At 39.3% G+C, this 26,110-nt stretch carries 23 protein-coding genes and 1 riboswitch; of the genes, 9 read left to right on the top strand and 14 right to left on the bottom strand.

The window, feature by feature from the left end:
* Positions 1 to 29: 29 nt before the first annotated feature.
* Together VNN39_RS04580 and VNN39_RS04575 are read right to left on the bottom strand one after the other, a co-directional pair.
* Complete coding sequence (locus VNN39_RS04580) at positions 30 to 245, bottom strand: YdbC family protein (protein WP_003133281.1); 216 nt, start codon at positions 243 to 245, stop codon at positions 30 to 32.
* Positions 246 to 293: 48 nt separating this feature from the next.
* Complete coding sequence (locus VNN39_RS04575) at positions 294 to 1,559, bottom strand: UDP-N-acetylglucosamine 1-carboxyvinyltransferase (RefSeq protein WP_165713516.1); 1,266 nt, start codon at positions 1,557 to 1,559, stop codon at positions 294 to 296.
* Positions 1,560 to 1,787: 228 nt separating this feature from the next.
* On the opposite strand from VNN39_RS04575, the gene VNN39_RS04570 reads away from it, so the two are divergent.
* The gene (locus VNN39_RS04570; RefSeq protein ID WP_339007265.1) at positions 1,788 to 2,507 is read left to right on the top strand and encodes a hypothetical protein; all 720 of its coding nucleotides are present in this window, start codon (positions 1,788 to 1,790) and stop codon (positions 2,505 to 2,507) included.
* A gap of 101 nt (positions 2,508 to 2,608) precedes the next feature.
* Here VNN39_RS04570 and VNN39_RS04565 read toward each other — a convergent pair whose 3' ends face one another.
* Together VNN39_RS04565 and VNN39_RS04560 are read right to left on the bottom strand one after the other, a co-directional pair.
* A complete protein-coding gene (locus tag VNN39_RS04565; protein ID WP_338998001.1) occupies positions 2,609 to 4,702 on the bottom strand; it encodes an ABC transporter ATP-binding protein in 2,094 nt (697 codons plus the stop codon).
* A gap of 53 nt (positions 4,703 to 4,755) precedes the next feature.
* Entirely contained in the window at positions 4,756 to 6,489 is a 1,734-nt protein-coding gene (locus tag VNN39_RS04560; RefSeq protein ID WP_017369636.1) for an ABC transporter ATP-binding protein, read from the bottom strand.
* A 317-nt stretch (positions 6,490 to 6,806) separates the two neighbouring features.
* Between VNN39_RS04560 and VNN39_RS04555 the strand changes: the two genes are divergently transcribed.
* The 3 genes from VNN39_RS04555 to VNN39_RS04545 all read left to right on the top strand — a co-directional run bounded on the left by VNN39_RS04555 (position 6,807) and on the right by VNN39_RS04545 (position 9,772).
* Complete coding sequence (locus VNN39_RS04555; RefSeq protein WP_165711914.1) at positions 6,807 to 8,021, top strand: cation diffusion facilitator family transporter; 1,215 nt, start codon at positions 6,807 to 6,809, stop codon at positions 8,019 to 8,021.
* 1 nt (position 8,022) lies between these two features.
* Positions 8,023 to 8,481 (top strand): MarR family transcriptional regulator, encoded by a 459-nt coding sequence (locus VNN39_RS04550; protein WP_165713520.1) that lies wholly within the window; start codon positions 8,023 to 8,025, stop codon positions 8,479 to 8,481.
* Between the two features lie 97 nt (positions 8,482 to 8,578).
* Positions 8,579 to 9,772 (top strand): MFS transporter, encoded by a 1,194-nt coding sequence (locus VNN39_RS04545; protein ID WP_338997997.1) that lies wholly within the window; start codon positions 8,579 to 8,581, stop codon positions 9,770 to 9,772.
* Positions 9,773 to 9,782: 10 nt separating this feature from the next.
* On the opposite strand, the gene VNN39_RS04540 is transcribed toward VNN39_RS04545, so the two are convergent.
* Both VNN39_RS04540 and VNN39_RS04535 read right to left on the bottom strand, forming a co-directional pair.
* Positions 9,783 to 10,322: a folate family ECF transporter S component gene (locus tag VNN39_RS04540; RefSeq protein ID WP_338997995.1), complete on the bottom strand. Its 540-nt coding sequence runs from the start codon at positions 10,320 to 10,322 to the stop codon at positions 9,783 to 9,785.
* Positions 10,323 to 10,365: 43 nt separating this feature from the next.
* Positions 10,366 to 10,464: riboswitch (THF riboswitch) on the bottom strand.
* Positions 10,465 to 10,622: 158 nt separating this feature from the next.
* Positions 10,623 to 13,163, bottom strand: coding sequence for a M1 family metallopeptidase (locus VNN39_RS04535; RefSeq protein WP_338997994.1), 2,541 nt, complete (start codon positions 13,161 to 13,163; stop codon positions 10,623 to 10,625).
* Positions 13,164 to 13,399: 236 nt separating this feature from the next.
* Here VNN39_RS04535 and VNN39_RS04530 point away from each other — a divergent pair, with 236 nt between their 5' ends.
* Positions 13,400 to 14,200, top strand: a complete 801-nt coding sequence (locus VNN39_RS04530) for a hypothetical protein (RefSeq protein WP_338997993.1) — start codon at positions 13,400 to 13,402, stop codon at positions 14,198 to 14,200.
* Between the two features lie 9 nt (positions 14,201 to 14,209).
* A complete protein-coding gene (locus VNN39_RS04525) occupies positions 14,210 to 14,686 on the top strand; it encodes an effector binding domain-containing protein (RefSeq protein ID WP_096369030.1) in 477 nt (158 codons plus the stop codon).
* Between the two features lie 33 nt (positions 14,687 to 14,719).
* Here VNN39_RS04525 and tsaD read toward each other — a convergent pair whose 3' ends face one another.
* The 4 genes from tsaD to tsaB are packed head-to-tail and all read right to left on the bottom strand — an operon-like array spanning position 14,720 to position 17,395.
* Positions 14,720 to 15,739 carry a tRNA (adenosine(37)-N6)-threonylcarbamoyltransferase complex transferase subunit TsaD gene (tsaD, locus tag VNN39_RS04520; RefSeq protein WP_096369029.1) on the bottom strand — a complete coding sequence of 340 codons (1,020 nt, stop codon included), beginning with the start codon at positions 15,737 to 15,739 and terminating at the stop codon, positions 14,720 to 14,722.
* Between the two features lies 1 nt (position 15,740).
* The gene (rimI, locus tag VNN39_RS04515; protein WP_096369028.1) at positions 15,741 to 16,175 is read right to left on the bottom strand and encodes a ribosomal protein S18-alanine N-acetyltransferase; all 435 of its coding nucleotides are present in this window, start codon (positions 16,173 to 16,175) and stop codon (positions 15,741 to 15,743) included.
* Positions 16,165 to 16,701: a ribosomal protein S18-alanine N-acetyltransferase gene (rimI, locus tag VNN39_RS04510; protein ID WP_017369646.1), complete on the bottom strand. Its 537-nt coding sequence runs from the start codon at positions 16,699 to 16,701 to the stop codon at positions 16,165 to 16,167. The genes rimI (VNN39_RS04515) and rimI (VNN39_RS04510) overlap by 11 nt, the downstream gene beginning before the upstream one ends.
* Entirely contained in the window at positions 16,685 to 17,395 is a 711-nt protein-coding gene (gene tsaB, locus VNN39_RS04505; RefSeq protein WP_165713524.1) for a tRNA (adenosine(37)-N6)-threonylcarbamoyltransferase complex dimerization subunit type 1 TsaB, read from the bottom strand. Before tsaB ends, rimI (VNN39_RS04510) begins: the two co-directional genes overlap by 17 nt.
* A 408-nt stretch (positions 17,396 to 17,803) precedes the next feature.
* Here tsaB and VNN39_RS04500 point away from each other — a divergent pair, with 408 nt between their 5' ends.
* The 3 genes from VNN39_RS04500 to VNN39_RS04490 all read left to right on the top strand — a co-directional run bounded on the left by VNN39_RS04500 (position 17,804) and on the right by VNN39_RS04490 (position 20,423).
* The gene (locus VNN39_RS04500; protein ID WP_017369648.1) at positions 17,804 to 18,034 is read left to right on the top strand and encodes a DNA-directed RNA polymerase subunit epsilon; all 231 of its coding nucleotides are present in this window, start codon (positions 17,804 to 17,806) and stop codon (positions 18,032 to 18,034) included.
* 120 nt (positions 18,035 to 18,154) lie between these two features.
* Complete coding sequence (gene rnjA / locus VNN39_RS04495; protein WP_339007263.1) at positions 18,155 to 19,843, top strand: ribonuclease J1; 1,689 nt, start codon at positions 18,155 to 18,157, stop codon at positions 19,841 to 19,843.
* A gap of 118 nt (positions 19,844 to 19,961) precedes the next feature.
* The gene (locus VNN39_RS04490; protein ID WP_165711907.1) at positions 19,962 to 20,423 is read left to right on the top strand and encodes a VanZ family protein; all 462 of its coding nucleotides are present in this window, start codon (positions 19,962 to 19,964) and stop codon (positions 20,421 to 20,423) included.
* Positions 20,424 to 20,435: 12 nt separating this feature from the next.
* Here VNN39_RS04490 and add read toward each other — a convergent pair whose 3' ends face one another.
* The 4 genes from add to VNN39_RS04470 form a co-directional block, all read right to left on the bottom strand.
* Positions 20,436 to 21,470 carry an adenosine deaminase gene (add, locus tag VNN39_RS04485; RefSeq protein WP_338997988.1) on the bottom strand — a complete coding sequence of 345 codons (1,035 nt, stop codon included), beginning with the start codon at positions 21,468 to 21,470 and terminating at the stop codon, positions 20,436 to 20,438.
* Between the two features lie 181 nt (positions 21,471 to 21,651).
* Complete coding sequence (locus VNN39_RS04480) at positions 21,652 to 22,449, bottom strand: DUF6273 domain-containing protein (RefSeq protein WP_165714567.1); 798 nt, start codon at positions 22,447 to 22,449, stop codon at positions 21,652 to 21,654.
* Positions 22,439 to 25,234 carry a VWA domain-containing protein gene (locus tag VNN39_RS04475; RefSeq protein ID WP_339007261.1) on the bottom strand — a complete coding sequence of 932 codons (2,796 nt, stop codon included), beginning with the start codon at positions 25,232 to 25,234 and terminating at the stop codon, positions 22,439 to 22,441. Before VNN39_RS04475 ends, VNN39_RS04480 begins: the two co-directional genes overlap by 11 nt.
* An 11-nt stretch (positions 25,235 to 25,245) precedes the next feature.
* Positions 25,246 to 26,049 (bottom strand): DUF6273 domain-containing protein, encoded by an 804-nt coding sequence (locus VNN39_RS04470; RefSeq protein WP_270741011.1) that lies wholly within the window; start codon positions 26,047 to 26,049, stop codon positions 25,246 to 25,248.
* Positions 26,050 to 26,110 lie beyond the last annotated feature (61 nt).

Genomic DNA, 26,110 nt, shown 5'->3' with positions numbered 1-26,110 from the left:
TAAAAAAAAACCAGAAAAACTGGTTTTTTTTATTTGTTTCCGAGCTCTTTCAAAAGAACAGCAAATTCTTCATCTGTCAGTGTAATCCCCTTGCCCATCTTTTCATGGTCGGGCGACCACTGACGCAAATCATATTTAGCTTCCATGCCATTCCACGATACACGGTTAAGCTCTTTGGTCCAGCCTTTGGCATTTTCAGATAAGGTAATAAGATGTTCCTCAATTTCAAACTTTAAATCAGCCATACGCACCTCCTATATTAATGATACGGAAAAATTTTCAACTTTTCACAGTTAATCTTCAATAAGTTGAATATCAACACCCAAAGCCGTCATTTTTTCAATAATACTATCATATCCACGAAGGATAAATTCAATATTTTCAATCGTCGTTGTACCTTCGGCAATAATACCAGCCAAGACCAGACTTGCCCCCGCACGCAAGTCGGTAGCACGAACATGAGCACCTTGAAGTTTATTAGGTGCTTCATAGATAATATGATCATCCACTGTTGAGATTGCAGCACCCATACGTGCCATTTCTGGCACATGATTGACACGTTTTTCATAAATCGTATCCATTATCCAACCACGTCCTTGTGCTTTTAGTAGAAGCGGAGTAATTGGCTGTTGCAAATCAGTTGCAAACCCAGGATAAGGTACAGTCTTAATATTGATTGCTTTCAAGTTTTCTGAACGATGGACCTCGATAGAGTCCTCACGAATGGTCATACGTACGCCCATTTCTTCGAGTTTAGCAATAAATGATTCTAGATGTTCATAGATAACATTGTCAACGATGACGCCATCTCCCATCGCTGCAGCCAAAGCAAGATAAGTTCCTGCCTCGATACGGTCAGGAATAACCGTATGACGTGCACCATGCATCTCTGTTTTCCCTGTGATACGAATCACATCTGTACCAGCCCCACGAACTTTTGCCCCCATATTATTCAAGAGTGTAGCTACATCAATGATTTCTGGTTCACGTGCTGCATTTTCAATAATGGTTACACCTTCTGCTGTACTAGCCGCAAGCATTGTATTAATTGTTGCACCAACAGAAACCATATCCATATAGATAGTTGTACCGTTTAATTTTTCTTCTTTAGCTTCAAGGTGCATAGCATCTTCAAGATAAGATAATTCTGCTCCTAAAGCTTCAAAAGCTTTAACATGAAGATCCATAGGACGTGGGCCTAAATCGCATCCCCCTGGCAAACCAACCGTTGATTTCCCAAAACGACCAAGAAGCGCTCCATTAAAATAATAAGAAGCACGTAAAGAGTTTATCTTACCATAAGGCAATGGCTTTGAAGTCACATCACGTGTATCAATCGTCAAAATGCCCGCATCAGTATCACGTTGAATTTTTGCCCCCATAATTTCCATGATATCGACCAAACTTGCGACATCAGAAATATCGGGTACACCTTCAAGTGTAACAATATCATTAGCTAAAATCGTTGCCGGAATAAGGGCAACTACGCTGTTCTTGGCTCCCGAAATCGTTACCTTCCCTGAGATACTTTTACCGCCATTGATTACTATTTTTTTCATAAATTATTACTCTATCACTTATTGTTTTATTTGAGACATGAAATACATGTACCCTCTATTCTACCATTTTTCCCGCCTTTTGAATAGATAAAAAGCATCCTTTTTTCTTGATCATTCTTTAGGAACACTTATTCTTTTCTCTACCTAAAACTTTATTGTATATTACTATTTAACATTAGAAAAAAATGATAATATAACATTGAACACAAAAAACAAAGAAAGGGATAAATGATGAATTTTTCACTTAAAACTTCTTTCATCCCAAATAAAAAGAAATCAAAATTTTTTAAAGCAAATTATTTTTTTAATATTAATAACGATATGCTCAGTCACTTGGAACGTGCTCAAATAAGTCCGGTTCCTTCTCTCAATAAAGCAGATTATCAGGGCTATAATAAAATAATAAACACAGAAGGGAAATGGATTGGTATGAGCTCTGAACTCCTCCCTAAAAATCAGAGCTACTCTCTTAAGAACAAGACCCTCAAACTTTCCGGCTATACCTTTGAAGGCTGGGCTAAAGTACGCAACCGTCACAATGTACTGGCTCACCCTCAATCTCAAGAACAAGCTCAACTTTATGCTGGCCCAACTTCTGTTATACATCGCACGAGGGTCTATAATCCTAACTTCCTTTGGAAACCTCAAGAAAAACATCAGTTTGAACCTCTTGGCCAAATCTATGATTTTCATGCACAGTGGACACCAATCAAATACCCCGTACGCTACAGTGCTAAGACAATTTGGAACGAGCCTCTCGAATGGCATCATCCTGAAGGTATGCGGAGTATCGAACAAGGCTATATTTCTCCAGCGAAAGTAAAATTACCTCACTATCACTTTGTCGGCTGGCAAATCGATGATTCTCCCTTAAGTAAAGAACAGCTAATCATCCCTGCTGGTATTGGTTCTGTCGATATTATTGCTATCTTCGAACAAATATCATAATTGAAGGTTGATAGATACGTTCTCTTATTTTTGGAATCTGAATCACATCAAAAACGCTCGTTGAAACACGAGCGTTTTTATATTAATATCTATCCTTAATTTTATTCAAAGACAAACTGATTGTGGTAAAGTTCAGAGTAGAAGCCACCAAGATTCACAAGTTCATTATGGTTTCCTTCTTCAATAACTTCACCGTCCTTAAGGACAACAATCTTGTCTGCATTAAGTATTGTTTTCAAACGGTGGGCAATAACAAATGATGTACGACCAGCAATTGCTGCTTCCATAGCCATTTGAATTTGTTCTTCTGTAACCGTATCAACGTTTGATGTTGCTTCATCAAGAATAAGCAAATCTGGGTTAGTCAAGATAGTACGGGCAATCGAAATTTGTTGTTTTTGGCCTACAGAGAAGACATTGTCGTCGTCATCCACCAGCGTTTCATAACCCTCTGGTAAACTCTCAATAAACTCGTGGATATGTGTCGTCTTGGCTACTGTAATAACTTCATCCATAGTCGCATCTTTTTTACCAAACTTGATGTTGTCCGCAATGGTTCCAGAGAAAAGGACAGACTCTTGCAAGACAATCCCGACTTTTGAACGTAATGAATCTAAGTCAAATTCACGAATATCGGTACCATCAAACTTGATCCCACCTTTGTCCACATCATAGAAACGGTTCATGAGGTTCATAACAGTTGTTTTACCTGATCCTGTTGGACCAACTAAGGCAACCATTTGACCTTTGTCCACATTAATATTGACATCTTTAAGGACTGGTTTACCTGGAAGATAGCTAAAGTCAATATCTTCAATGTGTACACCTTCAGAAATGCCTTTAAAAGTTTTACCATTTTCAGGACGTACTTCTTCTTTTTCATCAAACATCACATTCAGACGTGTTGCACCAGTTACCGCAAGTTGCAATTGACCGAAAGATGAAGAAATCTGCATGATTGGGTTGTAATATTGTTGCGCATATTGGATAAATGTAGCAAGCAAACCAAAGGCTGCAGCAGTTGATAATGAAGCATCATTAAGGAGGATATTAGCACCTGCAAAAATAACCAAAGCCAAAGTCAAGAGGGAGAAGCCATTCATCAATGGGAAAATCATACCTGACCAAGCTTGAGCTGCGAAGGTTGTTTTACGTACTTTATCATTACGTACTTCAAAACCTTCGATTGCATCTGCTTGAAGTCCTTCAACGATAATCGCTTTTTGCCCAGAGATTTTTTCATCCATATAAGCATTAAGTTCGCCGACTTCTTTTTGTTGTCTATCCGTGTATTTCTTAGCTTGAATAATGATAATCACAGCGCAGAGAACGGCCACAGGAGTTGTAGAAATTGTCACTAATGCCATCTTGACATTTTGGTCGAAAATCATATACAAAATCCCGATGAACAGGGCAAAGTTAGTGGTAACGTTCACTGCTGCTTGATTCAATGTGTTTTGAATATTATCCAAGTCTGAGGTAAAGCGGGCGAGAATATCTCCATCCGCATGACGGTCAAAATACGAAATTGTTAGGCGTTCCAACTTACCAAAGAGACCTTTACGCATACGGTTTGTTGAGTGTGCAACGATACGTGTAAAGAGCAAGCTATAGATAAGTTGCGCAATACCTGTCATCACGTAAAAGGCAAGCAACATCCACATTGAACGCATGAAATCAGCCTTGCTTGGTGCTTGTGACGTAGCCACCTTCATCAAGTCAGAAATAGACTGACCGTTAAGGTTGGCACGTATCGCTTCTGGAACATTCGCGTCTGTAAGTTGGTGCCAATCTGTTGGAATCTTAGCCATAGCTTGAAGGCTGTCAATTGTTGTTCCCGAAGGTAAGTTTGAAGTTACCGCTGCTGGAACATTCGCAGTTGTCAGACTATGCCAGTCAACCACTTGTCCAGTAGCTTTTCCCATTTGCGCAGCAATTTGTTGCAGAGCATCCTGAGCTTGATTTGCTCCTGCTGCTATTTGTTGTAAACCCTTCACCGCTTCATCAGCGTGTTGATGACTAAAATAATCACCAACATAAGTCGAAAGGTGTGTAATAGAATCCCCAAGAAGTACGGGTGCTTTAACTTGCAGATAAGTAGCCGCAATGATAAATATCGCAATCACGAGGAATTGTAATTTATATTTTTTGAAGTAGAGATAGAAGAACTTCAATGCACGAGATGTATCATTCATAATCTTTTTTCATTTTCTTGTTTTTCATAAACAGATTGAAGAACACTGAAAATTTAGTCCTCCTTTGCTTTCTGTGTATCATAGATTTCACGGTAAACGGCAGAGTTCTCAACGAGCTCTGCGTGTGTGCCTTGCGCCACAAGTTTACCTTCATCAAGGACAAGAATATTGTCCGCATGAACGACAGATGAAATCTTTTGAGCGATAATAATAGTTGTCGTATCTTTTAAGTCATTGCTCAAAGCTTCTTGTACTAGTTTTTCAGACTTAGCGTCAAGCGCTGATGTTGAGTCATCCAAGATAAGGACTTTCGGATCTTTGATAATACCACGTGTGATCGACATACGTTGTTTTTGACCACCTGAGAAGTTATTTCCACGTTCTTCAACCTGTGATTCATAATGCTCTGGTAGTTTTTCAATAAACTCTGCTGCCTGCGCAATGCTGGCTGCACGGCTCATTTGCTCCAAGGTCGCATCTGCTTTCCCTTGTTTTAGGTTGCCAGAAATTGTCCCAGAGAAAAGGATTGCTTTTTGCAAGACAATCGAAATCGTGTTTTTCAGAGTAGTTTTAGAAACATGGCGTAAATCTTTCCCACCAACGCTAACTGTGCCTTCAGTTGGGTCGAAAAGACGTGGAATCAATTGAGCCAGGGTTGATTTACCAGAACCAGTTGCTCCGACAATACCAACCATTTGTCCAGGTTGAATTTCAAAACTGATGTCTTGTAATGTTGGATGTTCATCGTTAGGATAAGCAAAAGAGACATGATCAAACTTAACAGAACCACTAAGTTCCTCATCCGCAACATCTTCAAACTCCATCGCAGGCTCAGTTTTTAAAATTTCGTTAATACGTCCAATCGAAACAAAACCACGAGAGGCAAACATTGACATCATACCACCCATGATAATCGCCATCATGATTTGCATCATGTATTGGATAAAGGACATAATCCCACCAAGCGTATTGGCTGCGGTATTCAAATCACGTGTTACATAAGTAGAAACTAGTAAAATTGCGCCAAAAACAGCCAATTGTGAAATGATTGTAAATGCTGGAATCATTGCCGCAAAAGTATAACCTACAGCCATATTGTGTCCTAATAATTCATCAGATGTAGCATCAAATTTTTGGATTTGGTCCTTTTCTTGAACAAAGGATTTAACGACACGGGCACCACGCAGGTTTTCTTTAGCTATTCCATTGATACGATCCATCAATTTTTGGAAGACCATAAAGTGAGGACCCATTGATTTCATTGATAACATCGTTACCAGGACAATAAGAACAACCATCACAATAATAATCCACCAGAGTTCTGGCATTGTTATAATGGACAAGATAAAGGCACCAATAAAGAGCAACGGTACTCGAATCAAGACTTGGAAAGTCATCATCAAAAGTGTTTGTACTTGGTTGATATCATTGGTCATACGAACAACAAGGTTCCCTGCATTAAACTTCTCAATATTTTCATAAGAGAACGTTTGAATTTTTCGGAAGGTTTCTTCACGAATATCCGCAGATACAGACTGAGCAATCTTTGCAGCAGTTACGGTGTTAAGGATTGAACCAATTAATCCCACAGCGGCTATAAGTAAAAGATACACCCCATAATGATTAATTTTATCGACCTTATCTGATATCGAAATAGATTCTGCCATAACACTCAAAATGTTCTTCATATATTGAGGCTGCCAAAGAGCAGCGCCAACTTGAAGAAGCATGGTAGCAAGGGCAGCGAAGACAAGCAATTTGTACTTGCCGATGGCTTTCATTACCATAAATAAAAAAGTTTCCTTTCATTTTCTTGTCAAAAATAACAAGAATAAATACGTTAGCTGAAAAATTATAACATTTAAGCATCTATTTTGCAATGCTAATAACTAACACTATTAGTCTTTTCTTTAGTTTATAACAGAAATAAACTAACAATTTAATTTTAACGTTTTTTTATAAGAGTGTCAATCATTTGCGACAGCTTATTTAAAGCAGAATGTAAGTTCAGAATCATCGGCTTTCAAGGATACAAACGTATTTTTGGGGGTGCTATTTTCTCCCTTAAAAGCACCTCTACTTCTTTTTTGTTATAATTAAGTTTATGAATAATAGCAAAATTTCACGCTCTCACAACCTTAAACTCGCCGAACGAGGCGTGTGGGTCAGTATAGCTGCTTATATATTTCTATCTCTTTTACAACTTGGAGTGGCACAAATCACAAATTCGGCCTCTCTCCTCGCAAACGGCTTTAATAATGTCACCGATATTTTGGGAAATATTGCTATCGTGATTGGTTTACGCATCGCACGCATCCCTTCTGATAACGACCATACATATGGCCACTGGAAGGTTGAATCAATCGCCAGTCTGATCTCTAGTTTCATCATGTTCTTTATCGGTTTTGAAGTACTACGCCAGACAATCGTTGGTTTTATAGAAGGAAGTTCCACTGAAATCAACCCTGTTGGTGCTGCAGTAGCCTTATTTTCTGCTTTTGTGATGATTGCCGTTTACCTCTACTCTAGCCGTTTAGCAAAAAAAACTCAATCGAAAGCACTTGAAGCCTCCAGCAAAGATAATCTTAGTGATGCACTGACCTCCCTGGGTACAACTGTCGCCATTGTGGCAGCAGCTTTACATTGGATATGGCTCGACCGTATTATGGCTCTTGTTATCTGCGGTTTCATCCTTAAAACAGCTTATGATATTTTCCGCGACAGTGTTTTTTCACTCTCCGATGGTTTTGATGACAATCTTTTAGCAGATTATAAAGAAGCGATTGAGCTCGTAAACAAAGTCAAGTCTGTAAAGATGATTCGGGGGCGTACCTATGGCAGTAATATCTTTCTAGATGTAGTTGTTGAGATGTCCCGCGACCTTTCTGTCTATGAAAGCCATGCTGCTACCGAAAAAATAGAACGTATGCTCATGGCTGGTTTTGATGTTTATGATGTCGATGTCCACGTGGAACCTGCTGCCCTACCTGAAGAAGAACACTTTGCTTCACGCGCATTAGAACTCTTGCCCAAAGAAGAGGCTCTTCTCAACGGTAAATATCTCGATCAACTTTTAGCGCCACAATTTCAAGCTATTACGACAAAGGGTAAAATTATTCAGCAGGAAGAATATGTGGCAAGTGCTGTTGAAACAGAAGATTTAGCCATTAAAAATTACCAAGCAGAGCAAGTCAGCAAAAAAACATTTATCCTCACCTATCATTACTTAGATAATCAAAAAAGTTACACTGTATCAAGTATCTGGCGCAGAAATGAATATTGGCGTTGCATTTATCGTCAAGTGACAGGAGAAAGCTAGTATGAAACAACAAGAAGAAATTATGCTGAGCCTTACAGATCTCTTTAATAAAATGGATCAACTTCGAAAACCTCAAATGGTCGAAAAATTCAAAGGCTATTCATTTTTGGAAATCGCCTGCATTGAGTTCATTGCCAAGCTTAATAACCCAAATGTCACACGGCTGGCAGAAGAGCTATATGTCACTCGAGGTGCAATTAGTAAAGCAACAAAAAAACTCCTCCAAAAGCAAGACATTATAACATTTAGAAATCCCAACAACAACAAAGAGATTTATTTTAAACTGACTTCAAAAGGAAGGAAAATAAATCAGCAGCACGAGGATCTTCACAAAGCTTTTCTACTCAATGATCAAGCAGTCTTTGATTCCTTCAGCTCTGAAAAATTAGAATCGATACTAGAGTTTACTCAACTTTACAATCAACACCTTGATAAAGAACTCCGTAACAACTCCATATAGCATGGGGTTGTTTTTCTTAATTTATTTTTTTGTTGACAAAGAAACAATAATAAGTTATACTTTTATAGTTTCCAAGGAAACATTAATAAGGAGTTATATGTATACACTAAATAAACATGCTTTGAGTTTTGGATTATTTTCCGTTTTTCTTACAGGCCTTGGCTTTACCATTATCAATCCTGTGGTTCCTTTTTTACTGGAGCCCTATACCTCATCACAAAATCAACCCTTAGTCATCAGCTTCTTGACCTCTATCTATGCCTTATGCACTTTTCTTGCAGCGCCAGCTCTAGGAACATTGAGTGATCGCTATGGCCGTAAACCGATTTTACTTTTCTGCTTGCTTGGCTCTGCCTTGGGTTATCTCATCTTTGGTATGGCTGGAGCACTGTGGATCTTTTTCCTTGGCCGTATCATCGATGGTATTTCCGGAGGAAACATTGCCACTTTATTTGCCTACTTTTCCGATATTACGCCAGCTGCTTCCCGCACTAAAATATTCGGATGGATTTCTGCCCTTGTTGGAGTTGGAACATTGTTAGGTCCAACTTTTGGAGGACTGTTAGCTCATTATGGTAACCGCGTTCCCTTTTATTTTGCTGCTGTTCTCAGCTTATTTAATCTCTTCTACGGTATTTTCTTTATGCCTGAAAGTCTTTCACCAAAAGAAAGACTTGTTAAGCTAGATCCACATCAGCTTTATCCCTTTGCACCTCTCAAAAACTTATTTGAGATAAAACAACTGAACCGGTTATTTCTAGCTGCACTGTTGTTGTGGTTGCCAAATGGTGCATTACAAGCTATTGTTGCTCAGTTTTCTTTAGACAACTTCTCTTGGCAACCGGTGCAAATTGGTCTTCTATTTTCTATTATGGGACTTCAAGATATTTTTAGCCAGGCGCTCATTATGCCTTTTCTATTAAAAAAATTGACGGACCAATACATCATTAAATGTGCGATAGTTGCGGAACTCTTTGGCTATATTTTTATGGCTGTCTCTGCCTTTACCCTGCATCCTTTCTATTTTGTAATTGGTATTTTTATCTACGGTTTTGGTGATTCTATTTTTGCCCCACCATTCAATGGAACTTTTTCTAAATCAGTCGCTGAAGACCAACAAGGACAGATTCAAGGGAGTAGCCAAGCTTTGCAAGCACTAACGCGTATTTTAGGTCCTATTATTGGTGGACAACTTTATGTTCTCTTCGGCTCCTCGGCTCCTGCCTGCATGGGAGTTATCCTGTTAATCTTTGCTCTGACAATTTTCAAAACAAAAAACCGTCAAAAATGACGGTTTTCTTTTATGTTTTTAGACGCCTCATAATCTGCGGTAAACGTTGAATATTATCAAATACCAACATGAAAATAACCGTTCTTATAGGAATCTGTACAAGCAAAGGAAGTCGCGTAGCTAAGAGAACCTTAAAAGGTGTCTGATACATGAGCGAAAGCCAAAAAGTATTAAGTAACACGGTTTGAAGAAGCATTGTTACACTTACAACAGCTAAAATGTAGAGCCAATCTGTACCTCGTGTTAGACTGAACTTCTTGTTATAAAAAGCCCAACCATAGATAAAGCCGACTAAAGCTGCTGTTATAGTCATACCTGGCGAGGAAATACTTCCTCGGAACAAAACGCCAAATATATCACCCAGCCCTAAAGCTAAACCTGCCCATAAAGGGCCAACAAAGAAGCCAATCAAACCATCAGCAATAAATCCTGGCGATAACTTCCAAAAACTGCTCCCAAAAGTAAAAGAACGTAAAATGATGGACAATGCCAGCAAAATCGCCAAAAAAACAAGCTGTATGAGTGACAGCTTCACAGTAAATCTTTTCATATAGTACCTCCCAAGGATCTGGTGAGTAACTGATTATATGAGAATCAGCGGATGCAAGCCTCTACCGCACTTGAAAAACTCAAGTTTCGTCTGTGAACGACATCCCATTTCACAGCACTTAACGCATTGGCCCTACTCTGTTAATTTTTTTACTTTTATAGTTTACCACATACCTTGTTCAGATAATTCTCAATTTCAAGGCTTTTCTTTTACATTGGGTTTTAGATGTTTACAGAAGTTTTCTATAGAGAAAAAAACCTCTTAGAATTCAGCGCTTTCTGATTTCTAAGAAGTCTTTTTTTACAATTCTTTTTCTACATCTACGATGGCAGCTTCAACTGCACTCTTTTGATTATTAATCAATGATACACGCGCATCAATTTGTTTAATGGCCATCTCGATTGAACGTTTAAGCCCTGGGTTACTCAATTTTGGTTCAAAGAAAGCTTTATATTCTTCAAACTTTTCGGCTGTCTTAAAGACATTACCTGGATAGATGACAAACTTATCATAGCTCATATCACCCCCAAGTTTTTCGGCAATCCAATCCCAGTTTTCTTGCTCCCAAGTCCATGCAGCATCTTGAGCAAAGTCTTTGGCTAAGAGGTAGAACCAAGAGAATGCAATATCTTGTGGTTTAACAATATCCGCATTTTTGAAATCTTCCAAGAGTCCTTTAATTGCTGCTTCATCACGGACATTGGCTACAGCTGCAGCTAATTCACGTTTTAGTTCTTGGAGGCTTGTTTTCACATAAGTATCCATATAAGAAGCTACAAGTTCCGCAGAATTACTTGTTTTAATTTCGTTATTCAAGACAATTGGACGAATATCTGCAGGAATAGTTGCCACATTGTCTTTATGCGCTGCGTAAATCTCACTTGCTTTTTCTACTGCTTCAGGATTTTCAGAGTAGAGTGTACGTGAGAGCACTGTGCCACGTAAAGTTTCATCTCCAGCTGATTCACCAGCTTTTTTCTCCCATCCCAAACGTGCATAGTTTTTAGCAAAAACTTTACCTACAAGTGATTTGTATGATTTTTCTGTAGTTGAGTCATCGTCAATAAAGATGTCTAATTCACTAAAAATTTGGTTGAGCGCTTGATTGACAATATAGCTTTCTTCATTAGCAAAGGCAGGTAAGATTTTCACAACATCAGGGTAACTGATAACCTCACCTTTGGCAAGATACTTACGGTCTTGAAGAATTTGGAATTTCGTAATATCTTCAAGTTTTGTAAGGTTGGCCACAAGATTATCTAAAAGTTCACCTTTATAATCAATAATATAATGTGCTGCATGTGCTTCATTGAAGAAGAGCGGTTGACCTTCATTCTCAGTTTTAAGTGCCGCATATCCTGGAATTTCAACTTTTTCCGTAGTCAATGTATCTGGCAAACCTTTCCAGTTTGTATTCAATGGAATTTGCCACAAACGTCCTTTATCTTCACCTTTACCAATGAAGAATTGTTGTTGGCTTAAAACAAGCGTATCATCCACAACTTCCGCAGTCAAGACAGGATAACCTGGTTGGTTTACCCACGAATGCATAAATTCACCTACATTTTTACCTGATGTACTTGAGAGTGCATCCCAAAGATCATCACCTACGGTATTGCCGTATTGGTGCGTTTCAAAGTATTTGCGTAATCCTGCAGAGAAGTCTTCATCACCCAACCATTTACGTAGCATGACCATCAAGCGTGAGCCCTTAGCATAGACAATAGCAGCATCAAAGAGTGTGCCAATTTCGTCAGGATGGTTAACATCCACGTGAACAGATTGAACACCATCTGTAGCATCACGATCTAAAGCAAGGCTGGCTTCCTTAACAGAGAAGCTTTCCCAAACCTTCCAATCAGGTTCGATGGCATCAATGGCCACATATTCCATATTGTTGGCAAATGATTCATTGAGCCACAAGTCATCCCACCAGCGCATTGTCACCAAATCACCAAACCATTGATGCGCCAACTCATGCGCAATAACTGTTGCTACATACTGTTTGCTGGCAACTGTAGCATTTTCTGGGTCAACTAGCATGCAGACTTCACGATAAGTGATACAGCCCCAGTTTTCCATAGCACCCGCTGAGAAGTCAGGTAGTGCAACATGCCAGCTGTGTGGCAATGGGTAAGGTGTTTTATAGTAGTCTTCGTAAAATTCAATGGAACGAATCGCGATATCTAAAGGAAAATCTAAGACAGCTTCAGAATGTGCTTTCGTTGAGAAAGTACCTACTTCTACACCAGATTTTGTACGTCCTTTTTTATACTGCATATCTCCAAAGACAAAAGCAAGAAGATAAGAACTCATACGAACTGTACGTTCAAAGACGTGAATCCCTTCGATATTGAGAAGTTCTGGCATATTGGAAATGATAATATCACCTGGTTCTTCATCAAATTTAACTGACAGGTCAAAAGTAGCCTTAGCTTCTGGTTCATCAATTGATGGGAAAGCTTGACGGGCAAAATGCGATTCAAATTGGGTACCGATAAGCATTTTCTTCTCACCATTTACTTCGTAATATGAAGGGTAAATTCCCATCATATTATCTGTGATTTTACCTTCATATTCAAACGAAACAGTCACTTGACCTTTTTGGCCAACTTTAACTGTAAGTTCTTCGTTGGCATTATCCACAGTAAAATCTGCTTCAACACTAAAAGCAGAAACTTTAGTAATGTTCAAATCTTTTTGGTGGAAATAAATGGTCTCAGCTTTAGCTTCACCTTTGATCGCTACCTGACCTTTAAAAGTCTTTGATTTGCGGTCAATATCAAGGAAAATTTTATAATTTTCTGGTACAAATGTTTCAATTAAACGTTTTACTGCCATAATGTTGTTCGCTTCCTTTTTCGTTAGTTTACTTAATTATAGCAAATTGTTTAGAAAATTTCGAGAAAAGCTTTGCTTTCCCACATTTAATTTTTAAAGGTGCTTACGTAAATTATTAAATAGACTATTTTTCATTTGTATCAAAAAAACTTGCTTAAATAAGTAGAATTTCTTTGACAAGATAAAGTATATTCAAAAAAAGATGAAAAAATAGACTTTTCTGTTAAAATAAAGTTATGAAAAAAACAAAGTTTTCAGTAACGATTGATGAAAAGGGAAAGCTCCTTCTTGAGCTTTCTTCTGGTGCCACGATCCGTATCTTTGATAGTAATAATAGTAGTTTTGCCCTCAAACAAGGCGAAATATTTTTTCTAACGAAAAAAAGCCAGATTATTATGATTGCTGCCGATAAAAAAATAATCCCTAAGGTGGAATTTGATAAAGTTATTGTCCTTGATCCTAAGGCATATGAAATAGACACTGCCTATCTTGAAGCTTTTCTCCTCGACAAAGCTCAAGAAGCTTCTATGAAGTTAGCCGTCTTTCCTGAAAGGATTAAACTCCCCTCGAATGTCTACACCCTCTGTAGTAAGGCTGCTGATGAATTTTTGCCTAGCCTTGAAGCGTTCGGTTTTAAACTCGCAAAGAAGAAAGCTTTTTCCGCTAAAGCGCAACACCGCTGGAAAAAGGCTATCTCAGATATTCCATTTCATATTAAACATGAAGGAACATCAGGCACAGTCATCTGGCAAAAATCTACCGAAATGCGTCTGCTTGCAGGTGCAAAAATGCTGCCTAATGATGCAGCGCCTAAAAGGGGCGATGGTACGCTTGGCTTCACTGCAAAATTTGCGTTAAACCTTAGGGAAGAAAACAAAGAAAAATTTAATCCTGAAACTTGGACCACCACTGAAGACATTATCCTACGTTCTGTCAACGAACTCGGTCATTTTCTCTACTTTGCTGGAACAAACAGTTGGTTAGAAATGTTTGATGATGAAGGCCGTTCAATCCATGAACTAAGCGTCGTTAATTAAGGAGCGATTATGATTGATTATACTCTTGAGCATAAAAACTCTTTTATCCTATCGGCATATGGTTTTCCTATTCAAGCTTCACTGCAAGACTATCACTCTTTAGCCCTTGAAAGAGAAGTATTTGAGACCAGTCTGCAAAAAAATGGTCGTTTAGCAAAACTCAAAAAAAGCGCTAAAAACGAGCGTGAGTGGTCTGTTCATACGGATTACCTCGGAAAACCTTGGAATTATTTTGCAGTGGAAAGCCGAAAGGGATTAAAGGAGGATTGTCGTTTACTTAAATTTCCTGAAAATGACTATATCGTGATTGCTGATACAGCAGATAAAGGAAAAATCTTTGAACATCTGTCTTATCAAGCTTTTCGTAAAATCCTTCCTAAAGTTGTAGATTACGCTTATCTTGGTGGTCCACATCTTGCTTATCGACAAGAGCGAGCTGATGGCAGCTATTACGGCGAAATTTGGTTGCCTGTCGTAAAAAAATAAAAACACTCAGAAGTATTCTGAGTGTTTTTATGCTCAAATATCACCAAATACAAGACTAGGGCGCGCATTAAGTGACAAATCCGCGAACTGTTCTTTTTCTAGCTCGACAGTTGCCGCAGCAGCAATCATCCCAGCATTATCACCACATAGGCGAAGAGGTGGCAAAATAACTTTAATATCCTTCATATCAGTTGCAAGGCGCTCACGTAATCCTTGATTAGCAGATACACCTCCACCAACGATTAAGGTTTTGGCCGGGTATTGTTCAAGTGCGCGTTTTGTTTTCGCAATCAAGACATCGACTACTGCTGCTTGAAAGCTGGCCGCCAAATTTTCTAAATCAGTCGCTACTAAATCTTGCCCTTGCTGTTTTGCATTATGAACAAGATTGATAAATGCCGATTTAAGACCGCTAAAAGACATTTCCAAACCATCTGCTGCAGTCATCATTGCACGTGGAAAAGCATAAGTATCCTCTCCTTTATGTGCCAACTCATCAATTTCCTTACCTGAAGGATAAGTTAATCCCATGACACGGCCGACTTTATCGTAGGCTTCCCCTGCTGCATCATCCCGTGTTTCACCAATTTTTTTGTAGTTTCCCTCAGATTCTACATAAACTAACTCCGTATGGCCACCACTGACTAAAAGAGCCATGGCTGGATATTCAATGGTATCCACCAAAGCTGCAGCCATAAGATGACCAGCCATATGATTAACGGGGATTAATGGGAGCTTGTTGGCCCAGGCAAAAGTTTTAGCGGCCATGATACCCACAAGTAAAGCCCCAACAAGTCCTGGACCTTCTGTTACAGCTACAGCTGAGAGTTCTTTTGCAGTAATTCCAGCTTGCTCTAGAGCTTCGTCAATACAAGCAGTAATTTGTTCCACGTGATGTCGGCTAGCCACCTCAGGGACTACTCCGCCAAAACGTTTATGGCTATTGACCTGACTTGCGATAACATTAGAGAGAAGTTCTGTGCCATTTTTCAAAACGGCGACAGATGTCTCATCACAAGAGGTTTCGAAAGCTAATATATATTTATCATTCATTTTATTGTATCTTCCTCATTAGAATCGCATCTTCTGTCGGGTGCGAATAGTAGTTTTTTCGGGTATAAAAAGCCTCGAAATTATATTTTTTATAGAGATTTTGCGCCAGTTTGTTGGATTTCCTTACTTCTAAAAAAAGGGTACCAGAAAAGTTATTGATTTGATCCATTAAGGCACTTGCTATTTTTTTGCTTCGAAATTCTGGCTTCACTGCAAGATTGGTAATCTCCATTTCTTCCATGACCACTTGAACTGCTAGAAAACCAACAATCTCATCATCTACTTCTGCTAGAAAATAGACATCCCTTTTCAGATTACTAAGGAGATAAACTTCAGACCAAGGTGACTCTCCATAACAAAGGTCTAGAATTTCTTTTAGTTTAAGAGCTATGTCCCGCGTATCTAACCTTGCAGAATCAAATCGTTTAATTTTCATGTTCAGTTCTCAACTGTCTCGACATCCATACAGCATCGCCACCATCCTCATAATAGTGAGAAATCAGCTTTCCTGTTGAAAAACCTAAACGGCGGTAAAGCCCTTGGGCTTTTGTATTATCCCGACGCACTTCAAGCGTCATCTGTTGCTTACCAAGAAGTGTCATCAGACGAATCATTTGATTGACGAGATTACTCCCAACTCCTTTTCCTTGATAGGCTACAGCAACTGCAAGATTCGTGATATGTACGACTTTCCCGCGTTCAGTAAGACGGATTCCAATGAAACCAATAAGTTTACTATTAACTACTGCCGAAACAAAGAAAGCATTCTCATCTTGAACAATCTCGTGCTCAAAATGCGAAAAAGTCCACGGAACTTCTCCATCATAGACATCACGCTCAATCGCGAGCATGTCTACAATATCTTTACGCTCTGCCAAGCGATAATCTACACCCTCAATATTTGACTTAAAATCTACCTCATCCATATTCAGATAGCGACGCGGTTCAAATCCTTTGAACATATTCGCCAGTAGCGTTTTCAGATTCTTCATGTGTCTCCAACCATTTCTCTTCTGCTTCAACTTTTTTCAAATAATTTGGAGCAAAGCCATGAACCGCTACAGGTTCTAGTTTTTTTCCAAATAGAGCGATTTGATAAGCTGAAGGTAGTTTATCTAAACTGTCTTCAATAATTTCAAAATTTGTAAATCCTGCAGCCTCAATCTCAGTCACAAAGTTTTCTGTTTCACCTGTAAACACAAGCGGAAGATCCTTGTCTAAGTGGGCTAAGAATTCGTGAAAGACACAATGCTGTCCGGGAACAATTTCTTCCTCCCCTTGGTAAAGAGCAGCATAGGCATTACCACGACGCGCATCCATCACAGGAACAATAGCTCGATCTGTTTTCAGTCTTCTCGCAATAGCAAAAAGACTTGAAACACCAACAATTTCCTTATTTAAACTGTAGGCAAGTGTCTTTCCGACAGTTGCTGCCAAGCGCAAACCAGTATAAGATCCAGGGCCTTGAGCTACGACAATACGATCAAGTTCACTCGCTTCTACTGCGGATTGGTGCATCAGAAAGTCAACAGATGTCATCAGAGTAGTGCTATGATTTTTCTTTAAATTTAGAGTAATCTCTCCCAACAAAACATCATTATCGACAAGTGCCACAGACAAGGCCTTACTCGAACTGTCAAAAGCTAAAATTTTCACGAGATTATATTCTCCATTCTTCTTGTTTTATTATACCCTAATACTTGCAGCTTGATAGGCATTTTTAAACTTATCGCTTACGCAAGTCAGCCCAAAGCATACAGCTCTTTTTTAACATCTAGAAGTATACGATAGCATCTATTATAACATTTTTTATATGTCTTGAAATTTTTCGATTTGCTATTTTAAATTTTTATTTAGTTATGACAAAGTAGTACCATTAATTTTGCTTAATTTTTTGTCTGTCTTTTACTTCTTTGAAAAAGCTTTTCTTGCTGTAAATGCTTTGGCTCTATAAACCTTTACTTTTCATTATTCCCATTTTATGCTAAAATGGAAGTAACTGTAAAACTGAAACACTCGGAAACAAAAGAAAGGAAGGCGAATTTTTATTCGCTCAAATATAATATGATTTTCAAAGCATTTTACCAAGAAGACAAAACTCGTTCACCACGTCGTGAAACAACCAAGGTTCTCTACCTTGACCTCGATGTTACAGATACACGTGAAGGCGTTATCTTAGCACGCGAACTTTTGGCTGCAAACACAGACTATCACGTTGAATTTATCGATTCACTATCAGACGAAGCCGTTGAATATGAAAAAGAAAACGGTGGCCTTGAAATTACAAGCTTTTAATTAAAAGAAGATGCTTGCAACCCGCATCATCAAAAGATTTACTGCAAAACACTTTAGAAAGGGACGAAAGTCACAACTCTAAAGTGATTTTGTCATACAAATATGTATAGAAAGAAAACAATGATTAAACCATTAAAAATTAACTCCGAAGAAGTCGCAGTTTACGCCATTGGCGGACTGGGCGAAATCGGTAAAAACACCTATGGTGTCGAATATCAAGATGAAATTATCATCATCGACGCCGGTATAAAATTCCCAGAAGATGACCTCTTGGGTGTCGATTATGTTATCCCTGATTATAGTTACATTGTCGAAAATATCGATCGTATCAAGGGTCTCTTCATTACCCACGGACATGAAGACCACATCGGTGGTATCCCTTTTTTGCTTAAGCAGGCCAATATCCCTATCTATGCAGGTCCTTTGTCCCTTGCTTTAATTCGTGGAAAATTGGAAGAACATGGTCTTTTGCGTGATGCAAAACTCTTTGAAATCCATGCAGATAGCGAAATTAAGTTTAACAACTTAAGTGTTAACTTCTTCCGCACAACCCACTCCATTCCAGAACCTTTGGGAATTGTTGTTGAAACACCTCAAGGTAAGGTTGTAGCTACAGGTGACTTCAAGTTTGACTTTACACCCGTTGGTGAACCTGCTGACTTGCACCGCATGGCCGCTCTTGGTGAAGAAGGCGTTTTGCTTCTTCTCTCAGACTCAACCAATGCCGAAATTCCAATTTTCTCTCACTCTGAAAAAGTTGTTGGTCAAAACATCATGAAGATTTTTGAGCGCATTGAAGGACGCATTATTTTCGCCTCTTTTGCTTCAAATATTTTCCGTTTACAACAAGCTGTTGATGGCGCTGTGAAAACTGGACGCAAGATTGTTGTCTTCGGTCGCTCTATGGAAAAAGCTATCGTTAACGGCCTTGAACTTGGATATATTAAAGCCCCTAAAGGGACTTTCATTGAGCCAAATGAAGTAAATCAATACAATTCAAGTGAACTGCTCATTATGTGTACAGGTTCTCAAGGTAAGCCAATGGCTGCTCTAAGCCGTATCGCCAATGGTATGCACCGCCATATCACACTGCAAATGGGAGACACCGTTGTCTTCTCATCTAATGCAATCCCTGGTAACACACATGGTGTAAACCAGTTGGCCAACACAATCACTGAAGCTGGCGCAACCGTAGTTTATGGTAAGATGAATAACATTCACACTTCCGGTCATGGAGGTCAACAGGAACAAAAATTAATGCTCCGTTTGATTAAACCAAAATACTTCATGCCTGTTCATGGTGAGTACCGTATGTTAAAAATTCATGCGGGACTTGCCCAGGATACTGGTGTCCCTAAAGAAAATTGTTTCATTTTTGAAAATGGTGATGTTCTTGCCCTAACTGCTGATTCAGCACGTTATGCTGATCATTTCCCTGCTGCGGATACTTATGTTGACGGTTCAGGTATTGGTGATGTCGGTAATGCAGTGCTTCATGACCGTCATGAGCTTGCTGAAGATGGTATTGTCCTGGCTGTTGCCACTGTAGATTTCAAAAATAAAACAGTCCTTGCAGGCCCTGATATGTTAAGCCGTGGATTTATCTACATGCGAGAGTCTGGGGATTTAATCCGTAACGGTCAGCGTGTACTTTTCAACGCTATCCGTGAAGCCATGCTCAATACAGAAAATGTTAACGAAGCTGTCGTTGCACGCGCGATGCGTGAAGCACTGGCTCCTTTCCTCTATAAGCAAACTGAACGTCGTCCACTCATCGTTCCGATGATTATGACACCTGATGAAAAATAATACAAAAACCACATCAGAAGATGTGGTTTTTTATTTGCTATTCTAGGCGCATTAAGCTTATTTTCAGTTATTTTACTATAATTAAGGATAAAAAATGTTTAAATATCTGAGGGCTTTCATGTATAAATTCTCCAAAATTATCTTTGCTTATTATCTTCTATTTCTATTTTGGGGGATTCTTTTTAAATTTGACATTGCACATACGATAAATACAGCCCATTTATTCCCTTCCCGCAGCCTAAATGTGTCACCTTTTGATGCTTCTGGTGGACGTTTAGAAATCCTTTTTAATGTCCTTATTTTTATCCCTTTCGGTTTTTTTATGGGCCGCTTTTCAGAACGGAGCTTTTTTGGAAAATGGGGGGCAATCTTCCTTGTCAGTCTTTTTGTCGAAATTCTTCAATTTATTCTCGGCATCGGAGCCACCGATATAACCGACATCATCACAAATACCTCTGGTGGTTTGATAGGACTGTTGCTTTATCATGCCTTTCAGAAAAACGAAAGAAGACAAGATGTAATAAGCTTGTTTTTTGGTGGCTTTCTTCTTTTCTTTACTTTCGTTCTTTTGCTTCATTAAAAAGAGCTGATGTTACTCAGCTTTTTTTATTTGGGCATACTCAATAGAAAACCGCTGATGGAGAGTTTCTTTTTCTTCCTCACTAATAAAGGCACCATCAATAGCATAATGATTGATTCTTTCAAAATCACTCACTTGAAAATCATACCACGCTGCAATTTTCTCATATTCCTTTTGCAAGTTGGTATTACTTACTGTGCGATTGTCAGTATTTATGGTTACATGAAGACCTTTCTTATACAATTCTAAAAAAGGATATTCTTCAAGATGGCGGATAGCTTTTGTTTGAAAATTACTGGTTGGTGCCATTTCCAAAACGATACCCAACTCTATCAAAATATGTTGATAGTCTGGAAGCTCTTTCGTCATGATGCCATGTCCCAAACGTGTTGCTCCCATCTCGACAGAATCAATAATGTTTTGTTCACAGCCAGGGCATTCTCCCGCATGCAGTGTGACTTGTACCCCACGACATGTCACCTTATCCAGCAAGTTTTTAAATTTTACTTGAGGGTAGTTTACCTCATCGCCTGCCATATCAAAGCCAACCAAATGTTCATCGTTTATCTCATCAAAAAGCGGAACCAACTTATCCAAACGCTCGATTGGCACCTGACGAAGACCACAAAGGAGAACATTTGCGACAATATCAAAGTCTTCTTCACCACGAGAAACACCAGCAATAACAGCTTCTACAGCTTCTTCAAGTTCAAGATTTTTTTCCAGATGCTGACCAGGTGCAAAGCGAATTTCAATATACTTGACATTATCCTCAGCAGCTTGACGAACCACATCATAAGCTGCCAGCTCAAGATTAGTATAGCTTTGTAGTAACGGAAGAACGAAGTCAAAACGCTCCAGATATTCTAAAAGACTTTGAGTCGTTTCTGGCGCTTGTGCACAATTCAGTATTTCATCATCACTCATATTTAAATCGTACCCTATGTTATTAGCCAGCTGCTTAATACAAGGCAAACTGAGTGAACCATCAAGATGACAATGAAGTTCAACTTTCGGCATTAAAGCAATGGTTTCTGAATTAAGCATTAGATTAGAGCCCCCATAAAAATATATTTTTTCTATTTTACGCTTTTTTCTTACGACATGCAAATTTTTTCGTCAAGAAAAAAGATATTGGAACACGATATTCTTACATGCATTGGTGAGCGATTTTATTTTTAAAACTTTAAGCGAAAGGCGTCCAATGTTAATTTTTACCCCGACCTCTTTACTTATTTATTTTAAGCACATATTCCTTATGCCCATTGATTTCTTTCTCCTCCACCTCTGTTTCTGGTGGAAGTGTGAAGGCTGGGCGGACATAAGCGGGGTAGACTACGCCCCCGCCTGATAACATTCCCTCGTAGTTAACTGCGCTAACTACTGTGGAGGCTGTCGCAAAAGCCGTACGGAGCCACCAGCTATAAGGGGTAGAATCCCCTTCTAAATAAGCTAACCTATCCTCCTTTACTCCCCCTTTTCGCTTAAAATACATTAAGTTACGGTCATCTTCAAAACGCACTCTACCCTTGTAATTTCCTACATCAATGTCTGAAAGCAAGAAAAGTTTCCGCTTTATTTTTTCTATATGCCCCATTCCTGCATTTTCTTCTGAGGGTTTTATCCCCAACTCTGTAAGAGGAATATTTTCTTGTATACCTTTAGACAAACGCTTGATAAAGTCCTTGTGCATAAAGGCATCCGGTATACTATGTCCGTAGTAGGCTTCTTCCCAACCATCCCGAAAAGACATGGGGGAATCTACGAGGTGTTTTCTTAAAAGCAAAACATTACCTTGTCCGATATAATTTTTCGTGAGCACCAGATAGGGCACTAGCTTCTCATTTTCCTTAATATGAACGGTATAACCCAAACGCTTATCCTTGTCATAGGCTATATCTCTTAGGATTTGGGGTTCTTTTGCAGGAAGTAAATACACGAGTTCCTCTCTCTTTATGAGGACAATTGAGAGAACAATAGTTAGGAAAAGTGAAGCAATAAGTAAAAATAATTTTTTATTGGTCATGTGACTTTACCTCTCTGAACTTCGCAACAAGTTCCTCCTCAGCTTTTACTTGGTGCTGGTAAGTGTTTTCCGAAGATAAAAGCACATCTCCTTTGTACCAACCCACAAACTCCGCATTTTCTCGTGGAAGAGCATATAAGGGCGAATAGTTTGCAAAGCGAGTCATTCCGCCTCCTAGAGTAGAGCCTAGTTTTTCGTCTTCTACTTTAATCTTTGTCGCATAATATTTTGATGCCTCTTCTTTACCACTCGTCTCTGCGGTTAACTGTTCTCCAGCCTTGACGAGTTCTGTAGCTTTATTTTCTGATTCCTTATAAAGATTTATCTCAATTTTTTCACCCGCTCCTATCTCTAAATCCTCAAACTCTTCTGTAAGCATCACACTTCCGTCCGTGTTGTCAATGGTCTGTACCGTATAATCCACCTTTGTCGCCTCACTGGCTTGGACAAGGACCGTCGTATCTTCTGCTGCTGAAGTGGAAAGCTCCATGACTTCATCCGTCGAATACTCCTCCATTTCTCCTGTTTCACGTTTTACCTTGATGTCTACATCTCCTGCTATTAGGAGGAGTTTTGAGGTTTTGCTTGGCTCAGGAGCCTCAATCTTTTCCTTCTGATAATTTTCATCCTGCGCCCTCAACCATGCGAGGCAAAGGTCAGGATGATGGGCTTGGGCAACTGGGGCTAAGTTTGATACAAGGGTCACTGAGAGATTGGGGTGTGAAACCGCAAATTCAAGTAATAACTCTTTGACAGTATTGACTAAGGACTCCACCTTGACCCCTGACTGACCTGCTAAACCTATCTTTCGCAAGCTCCCTTCCACCAGATTGTTGATTTCTTTTATCGGGGTGCCCAATAAACGTGAAACGATAAAGTTTTTCACCAAACTATGTAAAAGTTCTTTCCTCTCTTCCTCCCGTGTGGTGAAATAGAGTTCCGCCAGTACTCTCATATCTTCTTGATGTTTGTTGGTATACTTATCTCTGTTCTTTATCCGCTCGATCGCAAAGGTGCTGATGATATCGTCTAGAGATTCGTTCATCTCTTTCCCCTTTGGGTCATCCACAATCAGACCGTCAAAAATATCCAGTATACTAACCTTTTTAGCACGAAATTCTTCGAGTTTATAGATTAAGTTAGAATCTAACTTTTTCAGTTCCCCTTCCATTCGCTTTTTGGCAACTTCATAAGCCACCGTTGAAACAGTGCTCCTATCAGGTAAACGTGCATCTTTTCCATAACGCGCAAACTCAAACGGATAGACCTCCGGTCCAACTTTAGTCACCACATCATTTACATTAATAATATTGACAATATTATCGTGTCGCTTATCGTCATTCCCTGTTCCCTTCAAAGTCCCCGCAGGTGCTTCAAAGCAGAAAGCATACATTTCTTCTGCTTTGAGTTTACCACTGGCTAGCTTACGTCCCTTGTTTAAAGCGCCAGCCGTCAGGTTTGTCACTGCGGCCGCACGGCTATAGCCATTAATCCAGAGCTTTATCTTGCCTGTCACCTTGTGTTCTTTCAAGTATTGGTCTAAGAAAGTCAGCACTTTTTCACTGGCTTCTCTAAAACCTTGATGCTCGCCTGACCATCCCAGAGTCAGGTTGCTGGCCCACTCTGCTTCGTAACCCCCTCCTCGGATGGCTAGAGCTATCAAGGTGTAGTCCTCTTCTTTGACCGTCAGTTTTTTCTGGGCAATGACCGCACCAATCGAGTCTTTCGAGGGTCTTTCTTGAAAATGCTGGTTAGCCTTGAATTTTTCAAAACCGATTTCTTCCAGCAGCTGCTTCGCATTTCTATTTTTTAAAAGATAGTTTTTTTCCTGGATACTGGACCAAGCAGCCAGCTCTAGATTGAGGGACATGGTCGCTAGTCGTGGGTCATAAGGACGATTTTTTTCCTTGCGATAAGCATAGGCACTCTGCTCAAAATAAGAATCACTGTAGTGGTAGACGGCTTGGGAATCCTTGCCGTCTTTTCCAGAAGGTACGGAACCATAGTTAAAAGTCCCTGATTGAAACCCCTTGCCTGCCTCCTTACTTTTAAAAACAAAATCCATATCTTGTACATCTTTAAAATCAAAGGCACCATCTGTTTGGATATTTTGGAAAAAGGTTCGGGCAAATGCTTTGGTCGAATCCGCAATCTTATCCATAAATACGAAAGTCCGAAAGCTTATCTGTTGTTCTTCTTTCATCTTTTGCGCCAGATTATCCGCCGCATTGGCAAACTGATAGCTGTAGATGTCTTTGTTTCCATACTTTCCTGTATTTACTTTTTCACCCGTGGTTGGTGTCCGGTCACTGATGATGAAGATATTTTTTTGCCCAGCATCATTGACTTCTTGCAAGAGCTGCTCTGCACGTTTCAAACCACTGTATAAGTTGGTCTTCCCTTGCGTTTCTATCTTTTCCAAAGCGGACAACAGTTGTTTATCATCGGGAGTAAAAGCTTGAAGCAGAGTTGCCTCATCTCCAAAACTCACAAGAGCAATGTGGTGCTCCTGCTTGGACGCACCCGACTCTTTTACAAACTTGCCAACCATATCTTTGGTCTGCTTGACGCTTCTTCCACCCATACTTCTGGAGCTATCCATCAGAAAAATGCTGTACTGATTTCTTTTACTGTCATCGGGAGCTTCAAAGCTTATCTTTTGTCTTTGAACTTCTGATAAACTGATACTTAAATCCAAATCTTTCACTGCTGTAGCAGATACACGTGTACCAAAAAATATGGGTTGACACAGCACAAATAACAATAAACATAAATTTTTAAACATCTTCTTCTCCTTTATTTATCTGTCTTAAGCACATATATTGTCTGCCCATCGCTCTCTTTTTTCTCTACCTCTGTTTCTGGTGGAAGCGTGAAAGCTGGGCGGACATAAGAGATGTAGGCAACACCATTTCCTCCAAACTTACCTTCATAATTAATGACCTTTGCTACTGCAGAATCCGTCGCAAAGGCAGTACGGAGCCACCAACTGTAAGGGGTAGAATCCCCATCTGAATAAGCTAACCTGTCCTCTTTTACTCCACCTTTTCGTTTAAAATACAGTAAGTTACGGTCATCTTCAAAACGAACTCTATGCTTATAATTCCCTACATCAACGTCCGAAAGCAAGAAAAGTTGCCGCTTTATTTTTTCTATGTGCCCCGTTCCTGCATTTTCTTCTGAAGGCTTTATCCCTAGCTCTGTGAGAGGAATATTTTCTTGTATACCTTTAGACAAACGCTTGATAAAGTCCTTGTGCATAAAGGCATCCGGTATACTGTGGCCATAATAAGCTTCCTTCCAACCATCTCGAAAAGACATGGGTGGATCTAGCAGGTATTTGCGAAGCAACAAGACATTGCCTTGATTAATGTAATTTTTCGTGAGCACCAGATAGGGCACCAACTTTCCTTCTTCTTTGATGTGAATGGTGTAGCCCAAGCGTTTGTCCTTGTCATAGGCTAAATCTCTTAATACTTGTGGCTCTTTTGCGGGTAATAGATAAATAAAGTCCTCTCTTTTCACAACTATAAACACAGCAATAAGTATTTGTAGCAAACTTAATCCTAAAAACATCATCATCTTTTTTTTACTTTTCAATCGTCTCTCTCCTTAAAAATCGTGATAAATCCTTCACTAACTAATACGAGAAAAAAAGAAA

The organism is Lactococcus formosensis, from assembly GCF_037892375.1.
In the GTDB taxonomy this organism is placed as follows: domain Bacteria; phylum Bacillota; class Bacilli; order Lactobacillales; family Streptococcaceae; genus Lactococcus; species Lactococcus formosensis.
Note: the sequence above shows the minus strand (reverse complement) of the source record. Positions and strands in the feature narration are given on the sequence as shown.

What these genes read in the sequence shown, in the direction of transcription:
- VNN39_RS04580 (WP_003133281.1), bottom strand. Translation starts at nt 245, where the DNA reads ATGGCTGATTTAAAGTTTGAAATTGAGGAACATCTTATTACCTTATCT.
- VNN39_RS04575 (WP_165713516.1), bottom strand. Translation starts at nt 1,559, where the DNA reads ATGAAAAAAATAGTAATCAATGGCGGTAAAAGTATCTCAGGGAAGGTA.
- VNN39_RS04570 (WP_339007265.1), top strand. Translation starts at nt 1,788, where the DNA reads ATGATGAATTTTTCACTTAAAACTTCTTTCATCCCAAATAAAAAGAAA.
- VNN39_RS04565 (WP_338998001.1), bottom strand. Translation starts at nt 4,702, where the DNA reads ATGAATGATACATCTCGTGCATTGAAGTTCTTCTATCTCTACTTCAAA.
- VNN39_RS04560 (WP_017369636.1), bottom strand. Translation starts at nt 6,489, where the DNA reads ATGGTAATGAAAGCCATCGGCAAGTACAAATTGCTTGTCTTCGCTGCC.
- VNN39_RS04555 (WP_165711914.1), top strand. Translation starts at nt 6,807, where the DNA reads ATGAATAATAGCAAAATTTCACGCTCTCACAACCTTAAACTCGCCGAA.
- VNN39_RS04550 (WP_165713520.1), top strand. Translation starts at nt 8,023, where the DNA reads ATGAAACAACAAGAAGAAATTATGCTGAGCCTTACAGATCTCTTTAAT.
- VNN39_RS04545 (WP_338997997.1), top strand. Translation starts at nt 8,579, where the DNA reads ATGTATACACTAAATAAACATGCTTTGAGTTTTGGATTATTTTCCGTT.
- VNN39_RS04540 (WP_338997995.1), bottom strand. Translation starts at nt 10,322, where the DNA reads ATGAAAAGATTTACTGTGAAGCTGTCACTCATACAGCTTGTTTTTTTG.
- VNN39_RS04535 (WP_338997994.1), bottom strand. Translation starts at nt 13,163, where the DNA reads ATGGCAGTAAAACGTTTAATTGAAACATTTGTACCAGAAAATTATAAA.
- VNN39_RS04530 (WP_338997993.1), top strand. Translation starts at nt 13,400, where the DNA reads ATGAAAAAAACAAAGTTTTCAGTAACGATTGATGAAAAGGGAAAGCTC.
- VNN39_RS04525 (WP_096369030.1), top strand. Translation starts at nt 14,210, where the DNA reads ATGATTGATTATACTCTTGAGCATAAAAACTCTTTTATCCTATCGGCA.
- tsaD (WP_096369029.1), bottom strand. Translation starts at nt 15,739, where the DNA reads ATGAATGATAAATATATATTAGCTTTCGAAACCTCTTGTGATGAGACA.
- rimI (WP_096369028.1), bottom strand. Translation starts at nt 16,175, where the DNA reads ATGAAAATTAAACGATTTGATTCTGCAAGGTTAGATACGCGGGACATA.
- rimI (WP_017369646.1), bottom strand. Translation starts at nt 16,701, where the DNA reads ATGTTCAAAGGATTTGAACCGCGTCGCTATCTGAATATGGATGAGGTA.
- VNN39_RS04500 (WP_017369648.1), top strand. Translation starts at nt 17,804, where the DNA reads ATGATTTTCAAAGCATTTTACCAAGAAGACAAAACTCGTTCACCACGT.
- rnjA (WP_339007263.1), top strand. Translation starts at nt 18,155, where the DNA reads ATGATTAAACCATTAAAAATTAACTCCGAAGAAGTCGCAGTTTACGCC.
- VNN39_RS04490 (WP_165711907.1), top strand. Translation starts at nt 19,962, where the DNA reads ATGTATAAATTCTCCAAAATTATCTTTGCTTATTATCTTCTATTTCTA.
- add (WP_338997988.1), bottom strand. Translation starts at nt 21,470, where the DNA reads ATGCTTAATTCAGAAACCATTGCTTTAATGCCGAAAGTTGAACTTCAT.
- VNN39_RS04480 (WP_165714567.1), bottom strand. Translation starts at nt 22,449, where the DNA reads ATGACCAATAAAAAATTATTTTTACTTATTGCTTCACTTTTCCTAACT.
- VNN39_RS04475 (WP_339007261.1), bottom strand. Translation starts at nt 25,234, where the DNA reads ATGTTTAAAAATTTATGTTTATTGTTATTTGTGCTGTGTCAACCCATA.